We start from the raw sequence: 2719 nt of genomic DNA, 5'->3' as shown, positions 1-2719 counted from the left end.
GTGATATCGGGCAGCCAGGTGACGATGCCGGGGAAGGCGATCAGGATCACCAGCACCACCAGCAGCGCCGCGTAATACGGCAGCATCGCCTTGACCAGCGCTTCCATCGATACCTTGCCCACCCCGCAGCCCACATAGAGGCAGGTGCCTACCGGCGGCGTCAGCAGCCCGATGCCGAGAATGAAGGCCATCAGCACCCCGAAGTAGGCGGGATCGACGCCCACCGTGGTGACGATCGGCGTCAGCATCGGCGCCATGATCACCATGGCCGGGGTCAGGTCCATCACGAAGCCTACCAGCAGCAGCAGCGCGGCCACGATCATCAGCAGCCAGAACGGGTCCTGGGTGATCGCCTGCACCTGGCTCACCAGGGTCTGGGGCACCATGTTGATGGTCAGGAACCAGGCGATCACCGTGGCGAAGGCCAGCAGCAGCAGGACCATGCCGGTCAGCCGGGCGGTGCGGATCAGCATGCCCCACAGGTCGCGCAGGCGGATTTCACGATAGAAGACCAGCGAGATGAACAGCGAGTAGAGCAGTGCGGCCACGGCCGCTTCGGTGGCGGTGAACACCCCGCCGATGATGCCGCCGATCACGATCACCGGCAGCACCAGGGCCAGCCAGGCGGCCTTGAAGGCCTGCCACAGCAGGTCGAGGCGGAACTTGCGGGTCTGCCCGGCGCCGCCGAAGCTGGCCATGATGAAGGTGGTGATCATCAGTCCGAAGCCGATCAGCAGGCCCGGCACGATGCCGGCGATGAACAGGCGGCTGATCGACGTCTCGGTGACGATGCCGAACAGGATCAGCGGAATCGATGGCGGAATGATGATGCCGATGACGGAGGAGACCGTGTTGATGGCAGTGGCCTGGGGGGCGGAATAGCCCTGCTGCTTCATCGACGGGATCATCATCGCGCCGGTGGCGGCGGTGTCCGCCACGGCCGAGCCGCTGATGCCGCCGAAGAACATCGAGCCGGTGATCGCCACCTGCCCCAGGCCGCCGCGCACGAAGCCGACCAGCGCACCGGCCAGCTCCATCAGCCGCCGGGCGATGCCGCCGGTGCTCATCACTTCACCCACCAGGATGAAAAACGGTATCGCCAGCAGCGGGAAGTTGTTGACCCCGCGCACCGACTGTTCGATCAGGATCGACAGGGGGATGTCGGACATCACCGCCAGCACCACCGCGGCCACGCCGAGGCCGAAGGCGATCGGCAGCCCCAGGGCGATGGAGGCGAACAGGATGCCAAGAAAGATCCACAGCATGCGTTACGTCTCCTGGCCGGTGCGAATCAGGGTGAGACTGCGCCAGGCGCGCCAGATGGCCACGGCGCCGATGAAGGCCGCGCAGAGCACCAGCGACACATTGATCAGGTTCCAGGGCACGCCGAGGATGGCGGTGCGGCCGGTGGAACGCGAGATCACGACGTAGCCGCCCCAGATCAGCACGCCCATCAGGGCGATGATGATCAGGTGCTGAATCAGGTAAAGAACGTGTGCGGCACGCGGCTTGAGCTTGCGTACCAGGTAATCCACGGCGATGTGCTCGTAGCGGGCGAAGGCCGCCGCGGCGCCGATGAAGATCAGCCAGATGAACAGCATGCGGGCCAGCTCATCGGCCCAGGGCAGCGAGCGGTTGAACAGCGCGCGGCCGATGACATTGGCCGATACAGAGACGATCAGCGCCACCAGGATGGTGGCGATCAGATGCTCCATGAGCACCGTCAGCCAGCGGAACAGGGCCGGCCCCTTGCGTGCCTCGAAGTCGAGCTCCAGCGCCTTGCGGTTGGGGTCGTCGAGGTACTCGGCGGGGTCGGGTGGCGGGGTGGATGAGATCATGCAGTACTCCGGTGGCAAAGCAAGGGACACAGTTGCCCCCTGCTTTGCCCATCAGTCCAGGGAAGGAATCACTCGTTGCCGGCGGCGTTGGCAATTTCCTGAATGCTGGCGATCAGGTCTTCACCGATACGCGGCGCCCACTCGTCGTAGACGGGCTGTACCGCTTCCTGGAAGGCGGCGATCTGGTCGTCGTCGAGGCGGGTGATCTGCATGCCGCGCTCCTCGAGCTGATCCCGCGACCAATCGTCGTATTCGGCAGCCAGCTGGATTTCATACTCGGCCGACTTGCGGGCTGCGTCCTGCACCAGCTCCTGATACTCCGGCGCCAGGCGATCCCAGGTACGCTCGGACATCATCATGATGAAGGGAGTGTAGACGTGGCGTGTCTCGGAGCCGTAGTCCTGCACCTCGTGGAAATTGGAGGTCAGGATGGTGCTCCAGGGGTTCTCCTGGCCGTCGACCACGCCCTGTTCCATGGCCGAGAACAGCTCGCCGAAGGCCATCGGCGTGGGGTTGGCGCCGAGCGTCTCCCAGATGGAGAGGTGCACCGGGTTTTCCATGGTGCGTACGCTCAGGCCGCGTACGTCCAGGCCGGCCACGTCGTCGGGCGATGCCACCGGGCGTGCGCTGTTGGAGAGCTGACGATAGCCGTTCTCGGAGAAGGTCAGTGCCTTGATGCCGGTGCCCTCGAAGGCGTCGAGCATCTCCTGTGCCACGTCGCTGTTCATGACGGCGATGGCGGCTTCACGGGTAGGCAGCAGGAACGGCAGATCGAACACCGCCAGTTCCGAGACGTAGGTGGTGGCCGGCGACGAGGAGGGATAGGACATGTCCAGGGTGCCGGTCTGCAGCATCTCCATCATCTGCACGTCGTCGCCCAG

The 2719-nt window shown here is 65.0% G+C and carries 3 protein-coding genes; all 3 read right to left on the bottom strand.

Annotation, left to right across the window (positions count from 1 at the left end; translation table 11 throughout):
• Positions 1-1265 (bottom strand): TRAP transporter large permease (locus tag KZO25_RS19765; RefSeq protein ID WP_223138217.1); only part of this gene is annotated, 1265 nt, incomplete at its 3' end.
• A gap of 3 nt (positions 1266-1268) precedes the next feature.
• A complete protein-coding gene (locus KZO25_RS19760; RefSeq protein WP_066446950.1) occupies positions 1269-1838 on the bottom strand; it encodes a TRAP transporter small permease in 570 nt (189 codons plus the stop codon).
• A 68-nt stretch (positions 1839-1906) separates the two neighbouring features.
• The coding region (locus tag KZO25_RS19755) for a TRAP transporter substrate-binding protein (RefSeq protein WP_223138216.1) at positions 1907-2719 on the bottom strand (813 nt) is incomplete at its 5' end.

It is taken from the genome of Halomonas sp. ANAO-440 (assembly GCF_019915905.1).
GTDB classification, from domain to species: domain Bacteria; phylum Pseudomonadota; class Gammaproteobacteria; order Pseudomonadales; family Halomonadaceae; genus Halomonas; species Halomonas chromatireducens.
The sequence above is the reverse complement of the archived record's forward strand: the minus strand, read 5'-3'. Positions and strand labels throughout refer to the sequence as shown.